The 18,998-nt window shown below is 68.7% G+C and carries 15 protein-coding genes; 14 read left to right on the top strand and 1 reads right to left on the bottom strand.

Going from position 1 to position 18,998, the window contains the following annotated elements; all coding sequences use genetic code 11:
* Nucleotides 1-9: 9 nt before the first annotated feature.
* The 8 genes from WFJ97_RS14090 to WFJ97_RS14055 are packed head-to-tail and all read left to right on the top strand — an operon-like array spanning nucleotide 10 to nucleotide 10,648.
* Nucleotides 10-1,674 carry an ABC transporter substrate-binding protein gene (locus WFJ97_RS14090; protein WP_336641968.1) on the top strand — a complete coding sequence of 555 codons (1,665 nt, stop codon included), beginning with the start codon at nucleotides 10-12 and terminating at the stop codon, nucleotides 1,672-1,674.
* The gene (locus WFJ97_RS14085; protein ID WP_247634278.1) at nucleotides 1,671-2,651 is read left to right on the top strand and encodes an ABC transporter permease; all 981 of its coding nucleotides are present in this window, start codon (nucleotides 1,671-1,673) and stop codon (nucleotides 2,649-2,651) included. The genes WFJ97_RS14090 and WFJ97_RS14085 overlap by 4 nt, the downstream gene beginning before the upstream one ends.
* On the top strand, nucleotides 2,648-3,562 hold the full coding sequence (locus WFJ97_RS14080) for an ABC transporter permease (RefSeq protein WP_247624889.1): 915 nt from the start codon (nucleotides 2,648-2,650) through the stop codon (nucleotides 3,560-3,562). Before WFJ97_RS14085 ends, WFJ97_RS14080 begins: the two co-directional genes overlap by 4 nt.
* Nucleotides 3,559-5,283, top strand: a complete 1,725-nt coding sequence (locus WFJ97_RS14075) for an ABC transporter ATP-binding protein (protein WP_336641967.1) — start codon at nucleotides 3,559-3,561, stop codon at nucleotides 5,281-5,283. Before WFJ97_RS14080 ends, WFJ97_RS14075 begins: the two co-directional genes overlap by 4 nt.
* A 33-nt stretch (nucleotides 5,284-5,316) precedes the next feature.
* Nucleotides 5,317-6,486 carry a glycoside hydrolase family 1 protein gene (locus tag WFJ97_RS14070; RefSeq protein ID WP_336641966.1) on the top strand — a complete coding sequence of 390 codons (1,170 nt, stop codon included), beginning with the start codon at nucleotides 5,317-5,319 and terminating at the stop codon, nucleotides 6,484-6,486.
* A 60-nt stretch (nucleotides 6,487-6,546) separates the two neighbouring features.
* Nucleotides 6,547-8,130, top strand: coding sequence for a molybdopterin-dependent oxidoreductase (locus WFJ97_RS14065; protein WP_442928437.1), 1,584 nt, complete (start codon nucleotides 6,547-6,549; stop codon nucleotides 8,128-8,130).
* Between the two features lie 30 nt (nucleotides 8,131-8,160).
* Nucleotides 8,161-9,738, top strand: a complete 1,578-nt coding sequence (gene metG / locus WFJ97_RS14060) for a methionine--tRNA ligase (protein ID WP_336641965.1) — start codon at nucleotides 8,161-8,163, stop codon at nucleotides 9,736-9,738.
* Between the two features lie 37 nt (nucleotides 9,739-9,775).
* Nucleotides 9,776-10,648 carry a TatD family hydrolase gene (locus tag WFJ97_RS14055; protein ID WP_336641964.1) on the top strand — a complete coding sequence of 291 codons (873 nt, stop codon included), beginning with the start codon at nucleotides 9,776-9,778 and terminating at the stop codon, nucleotides 10,646-10,648.
* Here WFJ97_RS14055 and WFJ97_RS14050 read toward each other — a convergent pair.
* Nucleotides 10,627-11,910 (bottom strand): MFS transporter, encoded by a 1,284-nt coding sequence (locus WFJ97_RS14050; RefSeq protein ID WP_336641963.1) that lies wholly within the window; start codon nucleotides 11,908-11,910, stop codon nucleotides 10,627-10,629. The genes WFJ97_RS14055 and WFJ97_RS14050 overlap by 22 nt on opposite strands.
* Before the next feature lie 55 nt (nucleotides 11,911-11,965).
* On the opposite strand from WFJ97_RS14050, the gene rsmA reads away from it, so the two are divergent.
* The 6 genes from rsmA (at nucleotide 11,966) to mmsB (ending at nucleotide 18,997) form a co-directional block, all read left to right on the top strand.
* Nucleotides 11,966-12,826, top strand: coding sequence for a 16S rRNA (adenine(1518)-N(6)/adenine(1519)-N(6))-dimethyltransferase RsmA (gene rsmA, locus WFJ97_RS14045; RefSeq protein WP_247634284.1), 861 nt, complete (start codon nucleotides 11,966-11,968; stop codon nucleotides 12,824-12,826).
* The gene (gene mgrA, locus WFJ97_RS14040) at nucleotides 12,823-13,890 is read left to right on the top strand and encodes an L-glyceraldehyde 3-phosphate reductase (RefSeq protein WP_336641962.1); all 1,068 of its coding nucleotides are present in this window, start codon (nucleotides 12,823-12,825) and stop codon (nucleotides 13,888-13,890) included. Before rsmA ends, mgrA begins: the two co-directional genes overlap by 4 nt.
* A gap of 4 nt (nucleotides 13,891-13,894) precedes the next feature.
* Entirely contained in the window at nucleotides 13,895-14,827 is a 933-nt protein-coding gene (locus WFJ97_RS14035; RefSeq protein WP_336641961.1) for a 4-(cytidine 5'-diphospho)-2-C-methyl-D-erythritol kinase, read from the top strand.
* A gap of 112 nt (nucleotides 14,828-14,939) precedes the next feature.
* On the top strand, nucleotides 14,940-15,971 hold the full coding sequence (locus WFJ97_RS14030; protein ID WP_247624880.1) for a LacI family DNA-binding transcriptional regulator: 1,032 nt from the start codon (nucleotides 14,940-14,942) through the stop codon (nucleotides 15,969-15,971).
* Between the two features lie 60 nt (nucleotides 15,972-16,031).
* The gene (gene mmsA, locus WFJ97_RS14025; protein ID WP_440747291.1) at nucleotides 16,032-17,645 is read left to right on the top strand and encodes a multiple monosaccharide ABC transporter ATP-binding protein; all 1,614 of its coding nucleotides are present in this window, start codon (nucleotides 16,032-16,034) and stop codon (nucleotides 17,643-17,645) included.
* Nucleotides 17,642-18,997: a multiple monosaccharide ABC transporter permease gene (gene mmsB / locus WFJ97_RS14020; protein ID WP_247634286.1), complete on the top strand. Its 1,356-nt coding sequence runs from the start codon at nucleotides 17,642-17,644 to the stop codon at nucleotides 18,995-18,997. Before mmsA ends, mmsB begins: the two co-directional genes overlap by 4 nt.
* Nucleotide 18,998: the final 1 nt, after the last annotated feature.

The raw sequence follows: 18,998 nt of genomic DNA, 5'->3' as shown, positions 1-18,998 counted from the left end.
GGTGGACGCGTGGCGAAGACGCACATGCTCCGACGCTGGCGCAGGACGGCGGTGGTCGCGCTCGCGGCGGCGGCCGTGGCGCTGAGCGGATGCAGCATCCAGATCACATCCCAGCCCGATCCCACGATCGGCGACGACACGATGCTCATCAACGCCGACCACGGAAACCCGTTCTTCACCCGGAACTTCAACCCGTACCTGACGAACACGCGCACGGCGTCTCGTTGGATCTACGAACCGCTCATCCTGGTGAACCCGCTCGACGGCGAACTGAACCCGTGGCTGGCGACCGAGTGGTCGCAGCCCGACGCGAAGACGATCGTCATGACGATCCGCGACGGCGTCGAGTGGAGCGACGGCGAGCCGCTCACCCCGGATGACGTCGCGTTCACGTTCCAGCTGCTGAAGGACGAGCCCACGCTCGACATCAAGGGCGCCTGGCAGCACATCGAGAGCGTCGAGACGCAGGGGAACGACGTCGTCTTCCACCTGCTGAGCGAGGACGCCCCGTCGCTGTCGATCATCGGCCTCACGATGATCGTGCCCGAGCACCTCTGGGCCGACGTCGAGGACCCGGGCACCTATCGCAACGAGGAGCCGGTCGGCACCGGGCCCTTCGTGCTCGGCAACTACAACGACCAGCAGTACTCGATGGATCGCAACCCCGACTACTGGCAGGCCGACTCGATCGAGATCGAGCACATCGTCCTGCCCGCCACGAACAACCAGCTCGACACCGTCAGCCGCGGATACGACTGGGCGTACGCCTTCATCTCCGACGTGGAGGGCACGTGGGGCGCGGCGAGCGAGCACAACTCCTGGTGGTTCCCGCCGGGCGGGGTGATCGGGCTCATGCCGAACCTCGAGGTCGCGCCGTTCGACGACGTGAACGTGCGGCGCGGCATCGCCCTCTCGCTCGACCGCGAGGAGATCGCCGAGACGGCATCCGAGGGGTACATGGAGCCCGCCGGCCAGACCGGCCTCATCCTGCCCAACCAGGAGAAGTACCTCGACCCGTCGATCCCCGACTCCGGCATGATCACGCAGGACACGGATGCCGCGCTCGCGGCGTTCGAGCAGGCCGGATACACCCTCGACGGCGATCGTCTCGTCGGCCCCGACGGCGCGCAGCTCGAGTTCGCCCTCACGACCGCGAACGGCTTCACGGACTGGACGCGCGCGGCCCAGAGCGTGCAGAGCCAGCTCGCCGCGGTGGGCGTGAAGGTCACACTGAAGCTGCCGCAGCCGGCCGGGTACCAGAGCGCCATCAGCAACGGCGACTTCGAGATGGCGATCGGCGGCATGGGCAACGGTGACGCCTACCAGGCCTACAACAACCTGCTCTCGAGCGAGTTCTACGTGCCCTCCGGAGAGCCGACCGCGAACAACTTCGAGCGCTACCGCTCGGACGAGGCGGATGCCCTGCTGCTCGAGTACCGCGAGACGGTCGATCCCGACCGGCAGGCCGAGATCGTGCGCGAGCTGCAGAACATCGTCTACGACGAGATGCCCGTGATCGGGCTCTACTACGGCGGCATCTGGGGTCTGTTCAGCGATGCGAAGTTCACCGGCTGGCCGAGCGCGGACGACCCGTACATGATCCCGCAGAACTACGACTCGGCGCCCCTGATGATCTTCACGAAGCTGAAGCCCGTGAAGGAGGGCGACCGATGAAGTACCTCCTGCAGAAGCTCGGCCTGTTCGTGCTCACGCTGTGGGCCGCGATCACCCTGAACTTCTTCCTGCCGCGGCTCATGCCCGGCTCTCCCGCCGACGCGGCGATCGCGAAGCTCTCGCAGAACGGACCGGTGTCCGACGCGACCCGGGCCGCCATCGAAGCCCAGCTCGGTGTTCCGGGCGGGTCGCTGTGGGACCAGTACGTGGCCTACCTCGGTCAGGTCGCGACGCTCGACTTCGGCGTCTCGTACACCTTCTATCCGCAGTCGGTGGCGAGCATGGTCTCGACCGCACTGCCGTACACGATCGGACTCGTCGGGATCGTCACGATCCTCGCGTTCGTGATCGGCACGCTCATCGGCGTCGCGGCGGCTTGGCGCCGCGGCACCTGGCTCGACTCCCTGCCGACGCTGACGGGCTCCTTCCTCAGCACGTTCCCGTACTTCTGGACGGCGCTGCTGCTGCTGTTCTTCCTCGGCTACGTGCTGCACTGGTTCCCGACGACCGGCGCCTACTCGGCGACGACGACCCCGGGGTTCACCCTCGAGTTCATCGGCGATCTCGCCCGGCACGCGGTGCTGCCCGCGCTGACGATCCTGCTCACGTCGCTGGGCGGATGGATCATCGGCATGCGCAACGCCATGATCAACACGCTCGGCGAGGACTACATCACCTTCGCCGAGGCGAACGGGCTCCACGGGCGCACGATCGCCGTGCGCTACGCGGCGCGGAACGCGATCCTCCCCAACCTCACCGGTTTCGGGCTCACGCTCGGCGGCGTGGTGGGCGGGTCGATCCTCGTCGAGCAGGTGTTCGGCTATCCCGGCATCGGGTACCTGCTCTTCAACGCCGTGATCGGGCAGGACTACCCGCTCATGCAGGCGCTCTTCCTGATGATCACCGTGAGCGTGCTCATCGCCAACTTCCTCGTCGACATCCTGTACGGCGTGCTGGATCCAAGGACCCGCCGATGACTTCCACCATGAACGTCAAGATCCCCTCCGATCGCATCGCCCAGCCGAGCCGTTGGCGCTCGGTCGGCCGCATGGTCGGCACGCTGTGGTCGAACGGCAAGGCCCGCATCGGGCTGTGCCTGCTCGCCTTCTTCGTGCTGGTGGCCGTGTTCGCCCCGCTCCTGGCTCCCTACGGCGCGAAGGAGAACGGCTTCGAACGCAACGCGGATGCCTCGGCCGCGCACTGGCTGGGCACCACCGCGGCGGGAGAGGACGTGCTGAGTCAGCTCATCTACGGCGCGCAGGTCAGCCTGCTGGTCGGCTTCGCCGCCGGCATCCTCTCGACCATCGTCGCCGTGCTGATCGGTCTCAGCTGGGGGTACATGCGCGGGTTCTCGGGCGAGGTCGTCGGCTTCGTCGTCAACCTGTTCCTGGTGATCCCCGGCCTGCCCCTCATGATCGTGATCGCCGCCTACCTGCAGAACGGCGGCATCCTGATGATCATCGCGGTGATCGTCATCACCGGCTGGGCGTGGGGAGCGCGCGTGCTGCGCAGCCAGACGCAGTCGCTGCGCGGCAACGACTTCGTGGCCTCGGCGCAGTTCTCGGGCGACAGCCCGGCACGCATCGTGTTCCGCGAGATCCTGCCGAACATGACGTCGATCATCGCCGGCACGCTCTTCGGGGCGGCCACGGCGGCGATCCTCGCGGAGGCGGGCCTGGAGTTCCTCGGACTCGGCGACTCGAGCATCGTCAGCTGGGGCACGATGCTCTACTGGGCGCAGAACTCCAACTCCCTGCTCACGGGCCAGTGGCTGCTGCTGTTCGCCCCCGGTCTGTGCATCGCGCTGCTGGCGCTGAGCCTCACACTCATCAACTTCGGCGTGGACGGCATCTCCAATCCGCGCCTGCGGGAAGGGAAGGGGCGATGACCGCCATGACCGTGTCAGAGACGACCGAGACCCCGATCCTTCTCGAGGTCGAGCAATTGTCGGTGGAGTACGCCTCTCCCGGCGCCGAACCGGTGCAGGCCGTGCACGACGTGTCGTTCACGCTGCGGCAGGGCGAGTTCGTGGGACTGGTCGGCGAGTCGGGGTCGGGCAAGTCGACGCTCGGCTTCGCGCTGACCCGGCTGCAGAAGCCCCCGGCGCGCATCAGCGGCGGACAGATCCTGTTCGACGGCAAGGACATCCGCGACCTCGACGCCGAGGGGCTGCGCCGCCAGCGTCAGGGCGGGTTCGCGATGGTGCTGCAGTCGGGCATGAATGCGCTGAACCCGGTGCGCACGGTCGGCCACCATTTCGCCGACATCTTCGCCGCTCACGGTCACGTGCCGCGCGACGACCGCGACGCTCGCGCCCGCGAGCTCGTCGCGAAGGTGGGGCTCGACCCGGCCGTGCTCGCGCGCTACCCGGGCGAGCTGTCCGGCGGCATGCGCCAGCGCGCCTCGATCGCCCTCGCCCTGTCGCTCGAGCCGCAGCTCATGGTGTTCGACGAGCCGACGACCGCGCTCGACGTGCTCGTGCAGCACGCCGTGATGGACACGATCCGCGACCTGCAGCGCGCCGAGGGGTTTACCGCGATCCTCATCAGCCACGACCTCGGCATCGTGCTCGAGGCCACCGACCGCGTGATGGTGATGCACGAGGGCCGCATCGTCGAAGATGCGGCGAGCGCCGACATCCTGCACTCCCCGCAGGACGAGTACACGCGCATGCTGCTCAGCCACTACGCCGATCCGCGCGCCGAGACCCTCTCGATCCCCGGGTTCGTGGATGCCGGCACCCGCCGGCGCGAGGGGCGCTCGCGCACCGACGTGACCGAGACGCTGCCGACGGTGTCGCAGCGCGAGACGCGGAGGGCGGATGCCGCGATCGTCGTCGACGGCGTGAGCAAGCGCTATCCCGCTCCGCGTCGCGGACAGGATGCCGTCACCGCGGTCGACGACGTGTCGTTCCGGCTGGAGCCGGGGGAGGCCCTGGCACTCGTCGGCGCCTCGGGGTCGGGCAAATCCACGATCGCGAAGCTGCTCACCGGCATCGAGAAGCCGACCGCGGGCACGGTGCGCTTCGGCGAGACCGACGTCGCGTCGCTGAAGCGTCGGGGTCTGCGCGATCTGCGCAAGGACGTGCAGATGGTCTTCCAGGATCCCTACGCCGCACTCAACCCGCTGCACACCGTCGAGTACGCGCTCAGCCGGCCGATCCGCAACTACACGCCGCTGCGCGGGGCGGAGGCGCGCGCCCGGGTGCTCGAACTGCTCGAGACCGTCGGACTCACCCCCGTCGAGCAGTTCGCGGCGAAGCTGCCGCACCAGCTGTCGGGCGGTCAGCGTCAGCGCGTCGTGATCGCGCGGGCTCTGGCGAGCGACCCGCAGGTGCTGATCGCCGACGAGCCGGTGTCGATGCTCGATGTCTCGCTGCGGGCCGGTGTGCTCGCCCTGCTCGAGGATCTGCGCGAGCGCTGGGGCATCAGCATGCTCTACATCACGCACGATCTGCTCAGCGCTCGTCTCGTGACCGAGAACATCCTCGTGCTCAACCGCGGTCGCGTCGTGGAGCGCGGCGAGACCTCGCAGGTGCTGCAGCATCCCGAGGATCCCTACACGGTCGAGCTGCTCGATGCCGTCCCCAACCCCGCGCGTTCGCGCTGAGACCCCACAAGACCCCTCATGAAAGGAGCATCCGTGCTCGCATTCCCCGACGGCTTCCTCTGGGGCGCCGCGACCGCCGCCCACCAGGTCGAGGGCAACAACACGACCAGCAACTGGTGGCGCATGGAGCATGCGCCGGACTCGACGATGGTGGAGCCATCCGGAGACGCCGCCGACCACCTGCACCGCTATCCCGAGGACATGCGGCTGCTCGCCGATGCGGGGCTCAACTCGTACCGCTTCTCGCTGGAATGGGCGCGGATCGAGCCGGAGCGCGGGTTCGTCTCGCGGGCGATGCTCGACCACTACCGGCGCATGATCGACACCGCTCGCGAGAACGGTCTCGATCCGACGGTCACGCTGATGCACTTCACGGTGCCCGAGTGGTTCCAGCGCGACGGCTTCTGGCGCGCGGATGACGCGGTCGACCTCTTCTCGCGCTACGTCGAGACCGTCCTGCCGATCCTCGACGGGGTGCGGTACGTGTGCACGATCAACGAGCCGAACATCGCGGCCATGCTCGCGGGCGGCGAGGACGCATCGAACCTCGTGGCCTACGGTCTGCCGAACCCCGATCTCGCGGTCGCCGACACCCTGCTCGACGCCCACCACCGCGCCTCCGAGATCGTGCACTCGGTGTCGGGCGCGCAGGCGGGGTGGACCATCGCCACCCAGGCGTTCCACTCGACCGGCGAGCCCGGCGCCGACGAGATGCTCGCGCAGTACGGCGATCCGCGCGACCACTGGTACCTCGAGCAGTCCGCGGGCGACGACTTCGTGGGCGTGCAGGCGTACACCCGCACCTTCATCGGTCCGGAGGGGCCGCTGCCGGTCTCGCCCGATGTCGAGACGACGCTCACCGGATGGGAGTTCTTCCCCGAGGCGTTGGAGTTGGGCGTGCGCAGCGCCTGGGAGCGCAGCGGAGGGGTGCCGGTGATCGTGACCGAGAACGGCATCGCGACGGCCGACGACACCCGCCGCATCGCCTACACGCAGGGGGCGCTGGAAGGGTTGCACCGGGCGATCTCCGACGGCATCGAGGTGCGCGGCTACCAGCACTGGAGCGCGCTCGACAACTACGAGTGGGCGAGCGGTTTCGCCCCGACGTTCGGGCTGATCGCCTTCGATCGCGAGACGTTCGCGCGCACACCGAAGCCCTCGCTCGCGTGGCTCGGAGAGGTCGCGCGGCGGAACGCTCTCTGAGAGCCGGCGCACGAGAGCACGTCCGGTCGCCGGGCGTGCGCGGCGGCGTACGATCAGGAGATGATGCAGACGCCGCCGCAGACGCCACCGCAGGCGATCGGGGCTCCGAGCGATCGGGGCTCGGCGGAGCGCGTCCGGGCGGCGGCCGCGGGGCTCGCCGCCGCCACTCTCGGCGTGGGCGTCGCAGAACTCGTTGCCGCCCTCATCGCCCCGGAGGCGAGTCCGTTCGCGGTCATCGGCGGCGGGCTCATCGATCTCGCACCGGCCTGGGCGAAGGACACGGCGATCGCGCTCTTCGGAACTGCCGACAAGGTCGCCCTGCTGGTGGGCATCGGGGTGGTCCTCGCCGCGGTCGCAGCTCTGGCCGGCGTGGTCGAACGGCGCATCACCGGCCTCGGGGCGACGATGTTCGGTGTCCTGGGCGCGGTGGCGGTGCTGGTGGCGCTGACGCGGGCGAACCCGGGCCCGTACGCGTGGGTGCCCGGCATCGTCGCGGGCGGGATCTCGGCGTTCGTCCTGCGGCTGCTGATCCGCCGACTCCGCCCGATCGTGGGCGTCGCCCCCGACCCCGACGATCGCCGCCGCTTCCTGCTGTGGACGGGCGGCGTCGCGGCCGCGGGCGTGGTCTCCCTGCTCATCGGGAATGCGGCCCGCGGCGCCTCACGATCTCTCGAGGCGGTGCGCAAGGCGCTGACGCTGCCGAAGCCGACGACCGCGGCGGCGGCGGTGCCGAGCGGCGCCGAGCTCGATCTGCCGGGCCTCGCTCCCGTCGTCACGCCGACCGACCAGTTCTACCGGATCGACACGGCCCTCGTGGTCCCGCGCGTGGACCCCGCCGACTGGTCGCTCCGCATCCACGGCATGGTCGATCGTGAGGTGGTGGTCACCTGGGACGAACTGTTGTCGCTGCCGATGACCGAGTCCTACGTCACCCTTTCGTGCGTGTCGAACGAGGTGGGCGGCTCGTTGATCGGCAACGCCCGCTGGCTCGGCTATCCGTTGCGCGAACTGCTCGCCCGCGCCGGGGTGCAGTCCGACGCCGACATGGTGCTCTCGACCTCGGCGGACGGGTTCACCGCCTCGTCGCCGATCGAGGCGCTCACCGACGATCGCGATGCGCTCCTGGCGATCGGGATGAACGGTGCCCCCTTGACCCTGGAGCACGGCTTCCCCGCGCGGATGGTGGTGCCGGGGCTCTACGGATACGTCTCGGCGACGAAGTGGGTCACCGAGCTCGAGGTCACGCGCTTCGACCGGGCGATGGGGTACTGGACCCCGCGCGGATGGTCCGACCACGGACCGATCAAGCTGCAGTCGCGCATCGACGTGCCGCGCGATGGAAGGACGGTCGTTGCGGGGGAGACGATGATCGCGGGCATGGCCTGGTTTCCGCACACGGGCGTCGCGGGCGTCGAGGTGCGCGTCGACGGCGGGTCGTGGCAGGCTGCCGACCTCGCGACCGGGATCTCCGACGACACCTGGGTGCAGTGGAGCATGCCGTGGTCGGCGCAGGTCGGTGAGCACAGCATCGAGTGCCGGGCGATCGGTGCCGACGGCGACACGCAGACCGAGCAGCGCGCGGCCCCCGCACCCGACGGCGCCCAGGGCTGGCACCGCATCGACGTGACGGTGGGACCGGCGTAACGTCGCCCTGCGGGCACCTAGAATTGCTCCATGCCCGCAGGCGAATCGTTCTACATCACCACGCCCATCTACTACCCCTCCGACGTGCCCCACATCGGCCACGGGTACACCTCGGTGGCGGTCGACACGCTCGCGCGCTGGCACCGCCAGGCGGGCGACGACACCTGGATGCTGACGGGCACCGATGAGCACGGCCAGAAGATGCTGCGCGCGGCGGCGGCGAACAACGTCACCCCGCAGGAGTGGGTCGACAAGCTCGTCACCGAGGCGTGGTTCCCGTTGCTGAAGACCCTCGATGTCGCCAACGACGACTTCATCCGCACGACGCAGGAGCGTCATGAGGAGCGCGTGAAGAAATTCGTGCAGGCGATCTACGACCGCGGCTACATCTACGCCGGCGAGTACGAGGCGCTCTACTGCGTGGGCTGCGAGGAGTTCAAGCCCGAGTCCGAGATCCTCGACGGCACCGGTCCCTTCGAGGGACTGAAGGTCTGTGCGATCCACTCCAAGCCCCTCGAGCTGCTGCAGGAGAAGAACTACTTCTTCAAGCTCAGCGAGTTCCAGGACCGTCTGCTCGAGCTCTACAAGGAGCAGCCCGACTTCATCCGCCCGGAGTCGGCGCGCAACGAGGTCGTCTCGTTCGTGCGCCAGGGTCTCAAGGACCTCTCGATCTCGCGGTCGGCGTTCGACTGGGGCATCGAGGTGCCGTGGGACGACGCGCACGTCATCTACGTGTGGGTCGACGCACTGCTCAACTACGCGACCGCGGTCGGCTACGGCGACGACGACGCGAACTTCGATCGGCGCTGGCCGGCCTACCATGTGGTCGGCAAGGACATCCTGCGCTTCCACGCGGTCATCTGGCCGGCGATGCTGATGGCCGCGGGCGTCGATGTGCCCAAGGGCGTCTTCGCGCACGGCTGGCTGCTGGTCGGCGGCGAGAAGATGTCGAAGTCGAAGCTCACCGGCATCGCGCCGACCGAGATCACCGATGTCTTCGGCTCCGACGCGTACCGCTTCTACTTCCTGTCGGCGATCGCCTTCGGTCAGGACGGCTCGTTCTCGTGGGAGGACCTCGCGGCGCGCTACCAGGCCGAGCTCGCGAACGGCTTCGGCAACCTCGCCTCGCGCACGACCGCGATGATCGAGAAGTACTTCGAGGGGATCGTGCCGCCCGCGGGCGAGTACACCGAGAAGGACCTCGCGATCCAGCAGATCGTGGCGGATGCCGCGACGAAGGCGGATGCCGCGATCGAGCAGTTCCGCATCGACGAGGCGATCTCGTCGATCTGGAAGATCGTCGACGCGCTCAACGGCTACATCACCGAGAACGAGCCGTGGGCGCTGGCCCGTGACGAGGCGCAGCGCGAGCGGCTCGGCACCGTGCTGTACACGTGCGCCGAGGGATTGCGCGCGCTCGCCGTGCTGCTGTCGCCGGTGATGCCGCAGTCCACCGAGAAGCTCTGGGAGGCGCTCGGTGCCGGAGACGACCTGGGCCGCCTGCAGGATCAGCCGATCCGCGAGGCGGGCGCCTGGGGTGCGCTGAAGCCGGGCACAAGCGTCAACGGTCTCGCGCCGCTGTTCCCGCGCGTGGAGACGACCGCCTGAGAATCGACGACCGCCTGAACAGGAGGGGCGCGCGAGCATGACGTACGTGCAGCAGCGAAGCAACGACGGGCGCAAGGATCTGCGATATCCGGCGGCTCCCGAGCCGCTCGCGGTGCCGGTGTACGACAACCACGCGCACCTCGACATCGTCGACGGCGATGAGCCGCTGACGCTCGGCGAGCAGCTCGATCGCGCGCAGGCGGTCGGGATCGCCGGCGTCGTGCAGTCCTCGGGAGATATCGAGTCGTCGCGCTGGGCGGTCGATGCCGCGGCATCCGATCCCCGTGTGCTCGCCGCGGTCGCGATCCACCCGAACGACGCGCCCACCTACGCCGACGAGGGGCGCCTCGACGAGGCCATCGCGGTGATCGACGACCTCGCCGCGCACCCGCGCACGCGGGCCGTCGGCGAGACCGGCCTCGACTTCTTCCGCACCGAGCCCGAACGCCGAGGCCCGCAGCACGCCTCGTTCGAGGCGCACATCGCGATCGCGAAGAAGCACGGCATCGCGATGCAGATCCACGATCGCGATGCGCACGATGCGGTGCTCGAGACGCTGACGCGGGTCGGCGCGCCCGAGACGACGGTGTTCCACTGCTTCTCGGGCGATGATGCGATGGCCCGCGTCTGCGCCGACGCCGGGTACTACCTGTCGTTCGCCGGCAACGTGACGTTCAAGAACGCGCAGAACCTGCGCGATGCGTTGAAGGTCACGCCGCTCGACCGCATCCTGGTCGAGACGGATGCCCCCTTCCTCACTCCCGTGCCGCTGCGCGGACGGCCGAACGCGCCGTACCTCGTGCCGATCACGGTGCGATTCATGGCCGCCGAACTCGATCTCGAGGTCGACGAGCTCTGCGCGCGGATCGCCGCGAACACGCAGCGGGTCTACGGCTCGTTCGAGGGCTGAGCCGGGTCGTCCTGTGAGACCGGCCTTGCGCTGACGATCGCGCTGATCGGCTTCCAGACGAACAGCAGGGTCAGCGCCGCTCCGGCGAAGGCGAACCACCACGGGGCCGTGAGGCCCCAGATCTCGGCGATCACGCCGCCGAGGGCCTGGCCGATCACCATGCCCCCGAACACGCCGACCATGTTCACCGAGGCGACGCGGCCCTGCAGTTCGGCGGGCACGAGGCGCTGGCGCACGGTGGTCGAGATCGTGCCCCAGACGAAGGCGTAGGCGCCGAAGATGAACATGATCACGAGCGCCACCCACCCCACGGTGGTGAGTGCGAAGGCCAGGTGCATGAGCACCTCGAGGGTCAGCACGATGCGCATGAGGCTCGCGAACGAGATGTGCCTCTCCAGCCACCCGAAGCTCAGCGTCGCGAGAATGCCGCCGACGGCCGAGGCCGTGGTGAGCGCCCCGTACCCCACCGCTCCCATGTGCAGGTGCTCGGTCGCGTAGAGCACGAGCACACCCCAGGGCGCTGCCCAGGTGACGTTGAAGAGCAGGATGATGAGCACCAGCATCCGCACCGGAGGGTTGCGCCAGAGCCACCGCAGACCCTCGGCGATGTCGGTGTGCACGGGAGGGTGCGCGGAGCCGCCGCCGTCGGCGCTCGCGCGCGGGGGCACTGGGGTGCGGGCCAGGCGCGAGATCAGCACGACGGCCGCGAGCACGCAGACGATCTCGACGAGGAACGGCCAGGCGCTGCCCGCCGCGAAGAGGAAGGCGCCGAGCGGCGGGCCGGCGAACTGGTTGGCCACGAGATAGCCCGCCTGGAGCCGTGCGTTGCCGATGCCGAGATCGGCGGGCTGCACCAGCATTGGCAGCAGCGTGCTGCCGGCGGTGTCGACGAAGACCTCGGCCGTGCCGTAGAGGAAGGCCACCGCCAGCACGATCCAGATGTTCGCGGTACCGGTCACGAGGAAGACGCACAGCGCGGTGAGGACGACGGCGCGGGCGGCGTTGGCGAGCATCACCAGTCGCCGCCGGTCGAAGCGGTCGGCGATCGCTCCCGCGTGCAGACCGAAGAGCAGCCAGGGGAGGAACTGCAGGATGGCACCGGCCGCGACGAGGATCGGCGACGAGGTCATCGAGGCGATCAGCAGGGGAGCGGCCGCGAGAGCGACGCCGTCGCCGACGTTGCTGGTCCACGACGATGCCAGCAGCCACCGGAAATCGCGCCCCATGCGGCGCGGGGCGACGAGTTCTCCGAGGGTGGGCACCACCCGAGAGTACTGGGAGCCGGGGACATCGTCCGCCGTAGGGGAGAATGGAGCAATGACCGTCACCCTGCTCGGCGCCACCGAGATCCGCCGCCTCGCCGCCGAGCTCGACGTCACCCCCACCAAGAAGCTCGGCCAGAACTTCGTGGTCGACGCCAACACGGTGCGCAAGATCGTGCACGCCGCGCGCGTGCAGCCGGGGGAGCGGGTCGTCGAGGTCGGACCCGGCCTCGGATCATTGACGCTCGCGATCCTCGAAGCGGGGGCGAAGGTCACCGCCGTCGAGATCGATCACCGGCTCGCCGCCCGCCTGCCGCAGACCGCCGCGGAGCGCGGCGTTCCCGAGGGCATGCTGACCGTCGTGGATGCCGATGCCCTGCGCATCACCGAGCTGCCGGGTGAGCCGACGGTGCTCGTCGCCAACCTCCCGTACAACGTCTCGGTGCCGGTGCTGCTGCACTTCCTCGAGAACTTCTCGTACCTGCAGCGCGGGGTCGTGATGGTGCAGGCCGAGGTCGCCGAGCGTCTCGCCGCGAAGCCGGGATCGAAGATCTACGGTTCCCCGAGCGTGAAGGCCGCCTGGTACGGCGAGTGGAAGCTCAGCGGAAACGTCTCGCGCCAGGTCTTCTGGCCGGTGCCCAACGTCGACAGCCTGCTGGTCGGCTTCGACCGGTCCGAGGGCGAGCGGGGGAGCGAGGACGAGCGCCGCCGCACGTTCCAGATCGTGGATGCCGCGTTCAACCAGCGCCGCAAGATGCTGCGCCAGGCGCTGTCGGGGATCTTCGGCAGCTCGGCCGCGGCATCCGAGGTCCTGACCGCCGCCGGTGTCGCGCCGACCGCCCGGGGCGAGGATCTTACGGTCGATGACTACCAGAGGATCGCCGCGCAGGCCGCAACGACTAATCTGGCACCGTGACCGACTCGCCCCGCTTCAGCCCGAACGTCCCCGAACTGCACCGCCCGTATGCCGCCGCCGAAGGCCGCTACAGCGAGTTCGCCTATCGCCAGGTCGGCTCGTCCGGCCTGTACCTCCCGCCGATCTCGCTCGGCCTGTGGTGGAACTTCGGCGACAACATCCCGCTCGACAACCAGCGCGCACTGTTGCGCCACGCGTTCGACCGCGGCATCACGCACTTCGACCTCGCCAACAACTACGGCCCGCCCTACGGCTCGGCCGAGAAGAACTTCGGTCGCATCTTCGCCGAGGACTTCCGCCCTTACCGCGACGAGCTCATCATCTCGTCGAAGGCCGGGTGGGACATGTGGCCCGGGCCCTACGGAGACTTCGCGAGCCGCAAGTACATCCTCGCGAGCGCCGAGCAGTCGCTCACGCGCATGGGCCTCGACTACGTCGACATCTTCTACTCCCACCGGGTCGACCCGGTCACCCCGATCACCGAGACCGTCGCAGCGCTCGACACCCTGGTCCGCCAGGGCAAGGCGCTCTACGTGGGCATCTCCTCGTACAGCGCCGAGCGCACGGCCGAGGCCGTCGCCGTCGCGAAGGAGCTGGGCACCCCGCTCGTCATCCACCAGCCCGCGTACTCGATCCTCAACCGCTGGGTCGAGGACGGCCTCGACGACACCCTCACGCAGAACGGCCTCGGCGCGATCGCGTTCACCCCACTCGCCCAGGGCCTGCTCACCGACAAGTACCTCGGCGACGGCACGGCCGATCGCGCGCAGAAGCGCGGCTCGCTGCCCGAGGGGCGTCTGAGCGACGAGGCGGTGCAGACCCTGCGCGATCTGAACGAGGTGGCGAAGGAGCGCGGACAGTCGCTCGCCCAGCTCGCCCTGCAGTGGACGCTGCGCAACCCGGTCGTCGCCTCGGCGCTGATCGGCGCCTCGCGCGTCTCGCAGCTCGACGAGAACATCGCCGCGGTGAACGGTCCGGAGTTCACCTCCGAGCAGCTCGATCGCATCGACGCACTCTCGGGCACGGTCGACGTCAACCTGTGGGCCAAGTCCTCGGAGTTGTGAGCCGATGAGCTCTGCCGCGTCCGTCGATCGCGTGCACGTCCGCGCCCCGGGGAAGATCAACGTCTTCCTCGGGGTCGGCGGGCGCCACGACGACGGGTATCACGCCCTCGCGACCGTCTTCCAGGCGGTGTCGCTCTACGAGGACGTGATCGCACGCGCGGCGGACGACTTCTCGGTGACGGTCAGGGGAGCGGTGGACGCGGATGCCGTTCCGCTCGACGACCGCAACCTCGCGATGCGTGCGGCGAAGCTGCTCGCCGCCGCCGCCGACTACCACGGGGGAGTGGCGCTCGAGATCCGCAAGAGCGTGCCCGTCGCCGGCGGCATGGGCGGGGGATCGGCGGATGCCGCAGCCGCCCTCGTGGCGTGCGATGCGCTGTGGGGCACCGGGTTCTCGCCCGCGCGGCTGCACGAGTTGGCTGCGCGGCTCGGGGCCGACGTGCCCTTCGCCCTGCACGGGGGCACCGCCGTCGGCACGGGGCGCGGCGATCAACTCAACCCCGCGCTCGCCCGCGGCCGGTTCGACTGGGTGCTGGTCACCAGCGACGAAGGCCTCTCGACCCCCGTCGTGTACGAGCAGCTCGACCTGCTCCGCGAGGAGCAGGGGGCGCTCGCCGACGATCCGCCGTTGAGCCTCGACGTGCCGATCCCCGTGCTGCAGGCGCTCCGGTCGGGCGATGCGGTGCAGCTCGCGGCGAGCCTGCACAACGATCTGCAGGCGGCCGCGGTGCACCGGCGTCCCGACCTCGAGGAGACGATCCGGCGCGGCATCCGTGCGGGCGCGCTCCACGGCATTGTGTCGGGCTCCGGACCCACAGTCGCCCTCCTGTGCGGTGATCCGGAGTCCGCGCAGGCGGTGCAGACGGCGCTGCAGCAGGCGGGTCGCGAAGCGCTCCACGTGCACGGCCCCGTGCCGGGCGCGCGCATCCTGGTCTGACCCGATCCCGACCCGCGCTCCGTTCCCGCGCTAGGCGCTTTCGTGCGCTCAGGGTCATAATGTACGTACGATGTGACCGTGCACATAAGGGTGCACATGCAAGGAGGCCGTGATGTCCACTGCCTCCGAGCGCGCCCGGATGCCCAGCATCCGCGATGTCGCCCGTCTCGCCGGGGTCTCGCATCAGACCGTCTCCCGCGTGCTCAACGATCATCCGAGCATCCGCCCCGAGACGAAGGCGAAGGTGCTCGACGCGATCTCGGTGCTCGACTACCGCCCGAATCTCGCCGCCCGTGCGCTCGTCACGAGCAGATCGAACATGCTCGGCGTGCTCTCGGCCACGATCGGGGAGTTCGGGCCGACCTCGTCGATCGCGAGCATCGAGGACGCCGCCCGCGAGGAGGGGTACTCGGTCTCGACGCTCAACCTCGCGGCGACCACGCCGGAGGCGATCGGCAGCGCCGTGCGCCAGCTCGCGCGCGAACAGGTCGACGGGATCGTGGTGCTCGCCCCTCAGGTGCGCGTGTTCCACGTGCTGCGGGGCATGGCGGTCGACTTCCCGTTCGTCACGCTGCAGACCGCGTCGGGCTCGGACGGGGTGAGTCTGTCGGCTGATCAGGTCGCCGGGGCGCGGGCCGCGACCGAGCATCTCATCCGCCTCGGGCACAGCGACATCCTGCATCTGGCCGGCCCGCAGGACTGGATCGAGGCGGAGTCGCGCATGCGCGGATACCTCGACGGCCTGCGCGAGGCCGATCTGCCGACCTTCCCGCCGATCCGCGGCGACTGGACCGCGGACTTCGGCTACTTCGCCGGGCAGGAACTGTCGCGCCGGCGCGACTTCACGGCGGTGTTCGCGGCGAACGACCTCATGGCGATCGGACTCATGCACGGGTTCCGCGATGCCGGGGTGCGCGTACCCGACGACATCAGCGTCGTCGGATTCGACGACGTGCCGGTGGCCGCGCACGTCGCACCGACCCTCACCACGGTGCACCAGGACTTCCCCGAACTGGGCCGTCGCGCGGTGAAGATCCTGCTCGCGCAGATCCGCGGAGAGCAGGCTCCGGAGTTCGGTCCGATCCAGACCACGGTGCGCGATCGCGAGTCCGCGGGGCCCCACGCGCCGCGCAGGTCACGGTAGCGACACGAAAATCCGCGCCGGACTTGACAGGCCCGGTATGCCGGAGTTGTATGTACCAATGTGAACGGTCACATCGAAGGTGACCGCACGTCGCGAGGAAGATCCGTGAGCACCACAGCAACGTTGCCTACCGTGTCTGGCCCGATCCTGGAGATGAAGAACATCACCAAGGAGTTCCCGGGGGTCAAGGCTCTCGCCGACGTCTCGATCACTGTCCGCGCCGGCGAGATCCATGCGATCTGCGGCGAGAACGGTGCCGGGAAGTCGACGCTCATGAAGGTGCTGTCGGGGGTGTACCCGTACGGCACCTACGACGGAGAGATCCTGCTCTACGGCGAAGAGCAGCGCTACAAGGACATCGCGGCGAGCGAAGCCGCCGGCATCGCGATCATCCACCAGGAGCTCGCGCTCATCCCCGAGCTCTCGGTCACCGAGAACATCTTCCTCGGCAACGAGATCCGCCGCTTCGGCACGATCGACTGGCAGGCGCAGACGAAGCGCGCCACCGAGCTGCTCGCCCGCGTGGGTCTCAACGAAGACCCCGACGTGCAGATCAAGACCCTCGGCGTCGGCAAGCAGCAGCTCATCGAGATCGCCAAGGCGCTCAACAAGGACGTCAAGCTGCTCATCCTCGACGAGCCGACCGCCGCGCTCAATGAGAACGACTCGCAGCACCTGCTCGACCTGATCCTCGGCCTCAAGGCCAAGGGCATCGCGTCGATCATGATCAGCCACAAGCTCAACGAGATCGAGCAGATCGCCGACGAGATCACGATCATCCGCGACGGCCGCACGGTCGAGACCCTCGACATCTCGCGCGGCGAGATCAACGAGGATCGCATCATCCGCGGCATGGTCGGACGCTCGCTCGAGAGCCGATACCCCGACCGCACCCCCGAGATCGGCGAGGTCTTTTTCGAGGTCAAGGACTGGTGGGTGCAGCATCCGACCGTCTCCGAGCGCATGGTCGTCAAGGGCTCCAGCCTCAACGTGCGCCGTGGTGAGGTCGTCGGCATCGCCGGACTCATGGGCGCCGGACGCACCGAGTTCGCGATGAGCATGTTCGGACGCTCCTACGGCACGTTCCTCGGCGGCACCATGGTCAAGGACGGCCAGGAGATCTCCCTGCCCGACGTCGCCTCGGCGATCAAGCACGGCCTCGCCTACGTGAGCGAGGACCGCAAGGTGCTGGGCCTCAACCTGCTCGACACGATCAAGCGATCGGTCGTCGCCGCCAAGCTCTCGAAGATCACCAAGCGCGGCGTCGTCGACGATCGTGCGGAGTTCGCGGTCGCCGACCAGTACCGCAAGGCGCTGCGCATCAAGACCCCCTCGGTCGAGGAGGGCGTCGGCAAGCTGTCGGGCGGCAACCAGCAGAAGGTCGTCCTCGCGAAGTGGATGTTCACCGACCCCGACCTCCTGATCCTCGACGAGCCCACCCGCGGCATCGACGTCGGAGCGAAGTACGAGATCTACGCGATCATCAACGAGCTCGCGGCGCAGGGCAAGGGCGTGATCGTGATCTCCAGCGAGCTGCCCGAGCTGCTCGGCATCTGCGACCGCATCTACACCGTCTTCGAAGGTCGGGTCACCGACTGCATCCCGGCCGACCAGGCGACACCCGAGGCCCTCATGCGCAGCATGACCTCCGCTACCCAGAAAGCATCCGCATGACCACCGACACCACGACCGCGAAGCGCGGGTTCCACTTCAAGGACATCACCAAGATGTTCGGCGGCGGTGGCACCTCGACCCTGCGCCAGTTCGGAATCCTCGGCAGCCTGATCGTCATCATCGTGCTGTTCGAGATCCTGACGCTCATCCGCAACGGGCCCAACGGCGCGACGCTGACCTCGGGCAACCTGATCAACGTCATCAACCAGTACTCGTTCATCCTGATCCTGGCGATCGGCATGGTGATGGTCATCATCATGGGGCACATCGACCTGTCGGTCGGCTCGGTGGCGGCGTTCACCGGCATCATCGTGGCGAAGTCCATGCAGGACTGGAGCCTCCCCTGGCCGCTCGCGATCCTGCTCGGCCTGGCCGTGGGTGCCGCCGTCGGCGCCTGGCAGGGCTTCTGGGTCGCGTACGTCGGAGTGCCGGCGTTCATCGTGACGCTCGCGGGCATGCTGCTCTTCCGCGGTGCTCAGCAGTGGATCGGCGATGCGCAGACCATCCCGGTCCCCAAGGGCTTCCAGATCATCGGCACCGGCTACCTGCCCGAGATCGGCCTGCCGTTGCCGTTCAACGTGCCGACCATGCTCCTCGCGCTCGTCGCGGTCGCCTGGCTCGTGTTCTTCGAGATCCGCACCCGCCGCGTCCAGCACAAGATGGGCTCCGAGAGCGCGCCCCTCTGGGTGAGCATCACCAAGGTCGTGCTCCTGTCGGTCGTCGTGCTCGTCGCCGCGTGGATGTTCGCGACCGGCCGTCCGGGCACGAGCTTCCCGGTCCCGGGTCTGATCCTCCTCGCCCTCGTCATTCTCTACACCTTCGTCACGAGCAAGACCGTTTTCGGCCGTCACATCTACGCCGTCGGTGGCAACCGCCAGGCCGCACGGCTGTCGGGTGTGAAGGACCGCTGGGTCGACTTCTTCGTCATGATGAACATGTCGGTGCTCGCCGCCCTCGCCGGAATGATCTTCGTGGCCCGTTCGCAGGCCTCCGGCCCGAACGACGGCACCGGGTGGGAGCTCGACGCGATCGCCTCGGTCTTCATCGGTGGCGCGGCCGTCGCCGGTGGTATCGGCACCGTGATCGGATCGATCATCGGTGGTCTCGTGATGGCGTTCCTCAACAACGGCCTCGCACTGCTCGGCCAGGGCGCCGACGTCGTCTCCATGATCAAGGGCATCGTGCTCCTCTTCGCCGTCGGTATCGACGTGTGGAACAAGCAGCAGGGCCGCCCCTCGCTCATCGGCTTCATGACGCGCCGATTCGGCCGTCAGGTGGATCCCGCCACCGAGACCTTCGAGCCCAACAAGACCTACCAAGCCCCACCCGTCGACAAGACGAGCGGAAAGTAGG

The organism is Microbacterium sp. USHLN272 (genome assembly GCF_037149655.1).
Taxonomy (GTDB): Bacteria; Actinomycetota; Actinomycetes; order Actinomycetales; family Microbacteriaceae; genus Microbacterium; species Microbacterium galbinum.
Note: the sequence above shows the minus strand (reverse complement) of the source record. Positions and strands in the feature narration are given on the sequence as shown.